A 5082-nucleotide genomic window follows, 5' to 3' on the forward strand; every position below is an offset into this window, starting at 1 on the left:
GAACGCCGGCGCTGCCCCTCACCTGCCTGCCGGCATCCTCTCCCCGTCCCTATACGGGGAGAGGGGCGCAGTAATTCCCGGTTTCGCCAATCTCCAACGTTGCAAGACAGGCGACGAGGTTACCGCGAGCCCCTTCTCCCCGTCACTATACGGGGAGTCGAGGCGTGGTCCGCGCACCGGACGAAAAGCCAACTGCTTGGCTTTTCGAACAACGAACGCCCGGCAGGGCGATGAGGGGCAGCGCAGACCTCGACAATTGGGTGGATTGCCCATGACGATTGATCAGGCTATCGCGTCGCCGTTCCACGACCCGGTCTCGACCATCCGCTTCAGCAGCGGCGCCGGCTTGAACACGTCCTTGCCTGTCCGTTGATGCCAGTACTCGAGCCGCTCGATGATCCTGGCCGGGCCTTCGAGGCCAGCCCAGAACATCGGCCCGCCCTTGCCGATGGGAAAGCCGTAGCCATTGACCCAGACGACATCGATGTCGGACGCACGGGCCGCTATGCCTTCCTCCAGGATCTTGGCGCCCTCGTTGACCAGGGGGTAAAGCGTGCGCTCGATGATTTCCTCCGCACTGATCGCGCGCGGCACGATGCCCTTCTCCGCGGCCTTGTCGCGGATCAGCGCTTCAACCTCGGGATCCGGCACTGGTGTACGCGCGCCAGCCTCGTAAAGGTAAAATCCCCGGCCGGTCTTCTGGCCGAAACGTCCTTGCTCGCACAGCGTGTCGGCGATCACGGCCGACAAGCCACGCGCCTTGCGGTTGCGCCAGCCGATGTCGAGACCGGCGAGATCGCCCATCTGGAAAGGCCCCATCGGCCAGCCGAAATCGGTGAATACCTGGTCGATCCGGCTGGGCGTCGCGCCTTCCAGAAGAAGCGCTTCCGATTCCGAGCCACGCGCGGCCAGCATGCGGTTGCCGACGAAGCCGTGGCAGACGCCGACGACAACGGCCACCTTGCCGATCCGCCGCGCCAGGTCGACGACGGTCGCCAGCGCATCGGGCGCGGTCTTGTCGGCGCGCACGATCTCCAGGAGCTTCATGACATTGGCCGGCGAGAAGAAATGCAGGCCGAGCACGTCCTGCGGCCGCGAGGTCGAGGCGGCGATTTCGTTGATGTTGAGATAGGAGGTGTTGGTGGCGAGGATCGCGCCCGGTTTGGCCACCGCTTCGAGCTTGCCGAACACCTCCTTCTTGACCGCCATGTCCTCGAACACCGCCTCTACGATCAGGTCGCAATCGGCGAGATCGGCATAGTCGGTGGAGCCCTTGAACTGGGCGAGCCGCTCGCGCTTGGCGACTTCGCTTAGCGAACCACGCGTGACGGACACCGAGTAGTTTCTGTCGATCGTCGCCAAGCCGCGCTGCAATGCCTCATGGCTGGTTTCCAGCAAAGTCACGGGATAGCCGCCATTGGCGAAGGCCATGGCGATGCCGCCGCCCATCGTGCCGGCGCCGATGACGCCGACGCGGGAAATCCTGCGCTTGACGATGTCTTTTCCCGAAACCTTTGCCGCCTCACGTTCGGCGAAGAACAAATGCCGCTGCGCCCGCGACTGGTCGCTGCCGACCAGTTTCACGAACAACGCACGTTCCGCCGCCAGCGCCGCATCGAAGGGCAGCGTGACGGCATTGCGCACCGACAGCGCACAGGCGATCGGCGCCTCGAGCCCGCGGGCCTTCCTAGCGAGGTCCGCAGCCTCGGCGTCTAAAGCCACGAGGTCGGTCTCCTTGAGCCCCTCATTGCGATCGCGCACCGGCGTGAAGGGGCCACCCTTGCGGGCAATTTCCCTGGCGAAGTTCACGGCATGCGTCGTCAGATCGCCTTCGAAGACGGCATCGACGAGACCGGCGGCATGCGCCTCGGTCGCACCGATCGGCGTACCGGAGACGATCATCCTGAGCGCCTTCACCGCGCCGACCAGGCGCGGCAGCCGCACCGTGCCGCCGCCCCCCGGCAGCAGGCCGAGCCTGACTTCCGGCAGGCCGAGCTTGGCGCCGGCATCGGCGACGCGGAAATGGCAGCCGAGCGCCAGCTCCAGCCCGCCGCCGAGCGCGGTGCCGTGGATGGCGGCCACCGTCGGCTTGGCGATGGTCTCCAGCATAGCCACGATGGCGCGCAGCTCCGGCTGCTGCATCGGCTTGCCGAATTCGGTGATGTCGGCGCCAGCGACAAAGGTCCGGCCGGCGCATGCAATGACGATGGCGGCAACCGAAGCATCGTCGCGCAACTCAACCAGCGCCTGCATCAGCGGTTCGCGAACATGGAAGCTCAGCGCGTTGACCGGAGGATTGTCGATGGTGACGATGGCGACGTCGCCGTCACGGTGGATCTTCACGAAATCGGACACGCACACCTCCCAGCTCTTTTCAGCGACCGTGGCCGCGCGAACGGGATTTACAGCGCCATGACGTCGAAGGGAACCGGGTATCGGCCTGGCACAATGATTACAGCCCTGGGACGACGAAGGCGGAGCCTACCGCGGCGCCTTCTGCCCGCCCGCCGCTGTGATCACCCCGACAATGATCAGCCCCGTCAGCAGCAATCGCACCCCGGCACTCACCCCAAACGTGTTGAGCATGGTCAAAAGCAGCACCAGGAACAGCGCCGCGCCCCACACGCCAGGCACATTGGCCTTGCCGCCGGCCACCGACGTGCCGCCGATGACGACGACGGCGATCGAGGCCAGCAAATATTCATTGCCGATATCGACATTGGCGCCGCGGAAATAGCCGGCGAGCAGCGCGCCGTCGATGCCGCCGAGCGCGCCCGACAGCGTGTAGGTGAGGAAGCGGATGCGGCCGACATTGACGCCGGCGAGCCAAGCGGCGCGGATATTCTGGCCGATCGCCAGCACCGAGCGGCCATAGATCATGCGCTGCAGGGCGACCGCCGCACCGATGGTGAACAGCACGGTGAGGATGGCCAGCACCGGAATGCCGAGGATTTGCCAGTTGGCGAAATCGGCGAAGCCCGGCGGCGGCTTGATCTGCAGGCCGCGGCCGTAGCTGATGTCGATCGACTGGATGATGAAGCTGGCCGACAAAGTGGCTATGATCGGTGGGATGCGCAGCGCCCAGATCAGCAGGTAGTTGGCGGCGCCGATCGCCGCCCCGCAGGCAAGCGCCGCCAGCAGCCCGACCGCGATCATGGAATCGTTGCCGTCCATCACTTTCATCGCGACGGCGCTGGCAAGGCCGATATTGGCCGGCAGCGACAGGTCGACATTGCCCGGTCCCAGAGTGATGACGAACATCTGGCCGACGCCGACAATGACCGTGAACACCGCCAGCGACAGGGCCGCGGTGACCATGCCGCCGGCGCCATAACCGCCGGTGAAGGCGATGGTCGCCAGCCACACCAGAAGCGCGCCAATGAACGACCAGATCCAGGGTTTGGCGAGCAGCGATTTCACCGATGTCATCGCTCACCTCTCCTTGCGGCTGATCAGCACCCGCGCCGCCAGCACGATGATGAGGATGGCGCCGTTGGCGGCAACCTGCCAATCGGGTGGAATGTGCATGAAGGTGAGCAGCGGCGAGGCCGCCAGCGCCAGCGTCAGCGCGCCGATCACAGCACCTATCGGCGACACCCGGCCGCCGACGAATTCGCCGCCGCCGAGGATGACGCCGGCGATCGCCAGCAGCGTGTAGCCATTGCCGATATTGGCGTCGGCCGAGGTGGTGATGCCGATCAGCGCCATGCCGGACAGCACGCCGAACAGACCGGCCAGCGCAAACAGCACGATCTTGGTCTTGAGCAGCGACCAGCCGGCGCGGCCGAGTGCCGCCGGATTGCCGCCGGAGCCGCGCAGGATCACGCCATAGGAAGTGCGCATCAGGCCGAAATGAACGATGAGGCCGATCAGCAGCGCGGCGATGATCGGGAACGGAATGAAGGGCGGCTTGAACGCCATCAGCCCGAGCAGCCACTCCGGCGCCTTGCCGCCCGGTTTGGGCAAGACGAGAATGGCAAGCCCCTGCCAGACGAAACTCATGCCGAGCGTCACCACGATCGAAGGCAAATTGCGCAGATGGATCAGCGCGCCGAGCAGCGCATAGACGCCTATCGACCCGAGCAGGATCATCACGCCGATGAGCGGCGCGTCCTTCAGCCAGGTCGCCGTGACACAGCCGACGAAGCCGACGAAAGTACCGATCGACAGGTCGAGCTCGTTTCCGGCGATAACGAACATCTGCGCGATGGTCGCCAGCGCGATCGGGATCGCCAGGTTGAGCATCAGGCTGAAGCCGAAATAGCTGATGGCGCGCGGGTTGAGCCAGGCGATGGCGAGCAGCACCAGCGCCAGCGACAGCGCCGGCAGCAGCCCGCGCAACAGACGGGCACGGGCCAGTGCGCCTCGCTCGGCGGACGTCCTGGCGGCGGTGTCGAGGCTGGCGGCCGTCATCTCAGGCCGCATCGCCGAAGGAGGACTGGATGATCTTCTCTTCGGTCAACTCGTCGCGGCGCAGATTGGCGACGATGCGGCCGTTCTTGAAGACATAGATGTGATCGCAATTGTCGAGCTCTTCGGTTTCCGTGGTGTACCAGAGGAAGGTGCGGCCTCGGGCAGCCTCTTCGCGCACGAGGTCATAGACCTCCAGCTTGGTGCCGATATCGACGCCGCGCATCGGGTCGTCCATCAGCACGATCTGCGCGTCCGAGCCGAGCGCGCGGGCAAACAGCGCCTTCTGCTGGTTGCCGCCCGACAGCGAGAAGATGTTGTTGTTCATATCGGGCGTGCGGATGCCGATCTTCTTCTGCCATAGTGCAGCGAGTTCGGCCTCGCGCTGCGGCGAGATCAGCAGCCCGCTGCGCAGCCGCGCCAGCGAGCGGATGCCGATATTCTGCGCGATCGACCATTGCGGAAAAATGCCGTCCGACTGACGGTCGCCGGCGACCAGCGCCACCGGCGCCGTCACCTCGATGCCTGCCTTGGCGCGCGATGCAGCAGTGAAGATCGCCAGCAGCAGGTCGGTCTGGCCGTGGCCAGCCAACCCGGCAAGGCCGATGATCTCACCGGCACAGGCGACGAGGTCGGTGCCGTCCTTCTGCGCGGCGGGCCGCCCCCGGACCC

At 65.7% G+C, this 5082-nt stretch carries 4 protein-coding genes; all 4 read right to left on the bottom strand.

Translation table 11 applies throughout. The features are described 5' to 3' along the window. Positions 1-282 precede the first annotated feature (282 nt). Positions 283-2355, bottom strand: a complete 2073-nt coding sequence (locus EOC06_RS32350; protein ID WP_128309700.1) for a 3-hydroxyacyl-CoA dehydrogenase NAD-binding domain-containing protein — start codon at positions 2353-2355, stop codon at positions 283-285. A gap of 126 nt (positions 2356-2481) precedes the next feature. Beyond that, entirely contained in the window at positions 2482-3429 is a 948-nt protein-coding gene (locus EOC06_RS32355) for an ABC transporter permease (RefSeq protein WP_127808746.1), read from the bottom strand. A gap of 3 nt (positions 3430-3432) precedes the next feature. Next, positions 3433-4413, bottom strand: coding sequence for an ABC transporter permease (locus EOC06_RS32360; RefSeq protein ID WP_164898853.1), 981 nt, complete (start codon positions 4411-4413; stop codon positions 3433-3435). Position 4414: 1 nt separating this feature from the next. Next, on the bottom strand, positions 4415-5082 hold a 668-nt coding region (locus EOC06_RS32365; RefSeq protein ID WP_164898854.1), incomplete at its 5' end, for an ATP-binding cassette domain-containing protein.

This window comes from Mesorhizobium sp. M7A.F.Ca.MR.362.00.0.0 (genome assembly GCF_004023175.1).
Taxonomy (GTDB): domain Bacteria; phylum Pseudomonadota; class Alphaproteobacteria; order Rhizobiales; family Rhizobiaceae; genus Mesorhizobium.